This is a genomic window from Candidatus Pelagibacter communis (assembly GCF_001180205.1).
GTDB lineage: Bacteria > Pseudomonadota > Alphaproteobacteria > Pelagibacterales > Pelagibacteraceae > Pelagibacter > Pelagibacter ubique_O.
In genome coordinates, this window is sequence record NZ_CVSU01000036.1 from 1 (window position 1) to 1,405 (window position 1,405).

A 1,405-nucleotide genomic window follows, 5' to 3' on the forward strand; every position below is an offset into this window, starting at 1 on the left:
CATAAAATACTACAAATGCAAAAGGTGAATGATGCCAAATTCCATATATAATAATAGTGATCCAGGTTAATGTTTTAGAGGATTTAAGTGATAAATACGGATCATTCATTAAATTTTGAATATTAGCTCCAATAATCCCTTGAGAATCTATCATCCAAAATAATACAAGTGACCCTACTAAAGGTGTGACAATCATAGGCAATATCGTACCAAAAATTAATGGACCCCTAATTTTTCTTGCAACAGCATTTAAACTTAAAGCAATAATAAATCCTAATAAAAGAACATTCGGTGTAACAAATAGACAATAGGTTAGGGTAAATATTAATGCCTTGTAAAATGGAAGATTGGTTACTTGATCTACGAAAGCACCAAAGTTCTCAGTTTCATTCCAAAATTTTTTAATTTCATCAATAGCAAGATGATTTCTATCTACATAGGTTCCAAACCCATTAAATTTACCAAGCGGCTTTGCGTCTCTTAATTTTGTAGTTTCTTCGTTATCTACAACTATTGAAACAGTACAACCAAAAGGGTCACACTTTTTAACTTCTTTAACTACTTGATCGTGTTGCGCATAAAAAGATTGAATACCTGTCGAAATAATCGGCAGCCCAATAAACAGGATCATTGCTAAACCTGTTGGCAAAAAAAACCAAAAAAAAGTTTTATTAGGCATTAAATTTTGAGTAAGTGGGGAATTAATCCCCACTTAAAAGTTTTAGATTTTATAGAAAGCCTTGTTCTTTAGCTTTACTAATGTAAGCAGCCTCAACATCTTTTAATGCTTGTTCAGCTGACTCTTTACCTTGTAAAAATTCAACAATTTCACTTCCTAATGCACCATGCATTAAACCCATTTGCGGTAACATTGGATATGGTTTTGCTCCCATTTTTACAGCTTCGATGACACCAATAGATTTTGGTCCTGGAACAAATCCTTCAACTAACCAAACAGCTTGGTCAGCAGCGTCAGCTACCATTTTCTTATTTGATGCTGCATGCGCTAAAGCTCTAAATGTTGCTTCTGCGTCTGCATCTGATCTGTTTTTAGCAAGCGTAAAACCATCCCACCATAATGTAGCTGCTGGAATATTTCCACCACCCACTGTAGCTGGTCCAGTTAGTTTTGTTGCTTTAGTAATGTTTGGATCTCCTTCATCATCTAAAAGAGTACCTGATCTTGAAGCCCATAATGTCATTAATGCAACATTACCTGACTCCCATTCAACTTTAATAGCTTCACTATCGTGAGTTAAGTAATCAGGATTACTTAGTTCAGATAATTTTTTAAGCATGTTTAAAGTAGCAACACCCTTTGCATTATTAATGTTAGGTTGCGCGCCACCAGCTTTAAAGAATTCACCACCATGACCAATAAACATGTTTACAAACTCTTCTGCTA

At 34.6% G+C, this 1,405-nt stretch carries 2 pseudogenes; both read right to left on the reverse strand.

Features of this window, described 5'->3' with window-relative positions:
• Positions 1-649: pseudogene (locus AMO08_RS01685) on the reverse strand (sugar ABC transporter permease); the annotation flags it as partial.
• Between the two features lie 79 nt (positions 650-728).
• Positions 729-1,405: pseudogene (locus AMO08_RS01690) on the reverse strand (sugar ABC transporter substrate-binding protein); the annotation flags it as partial.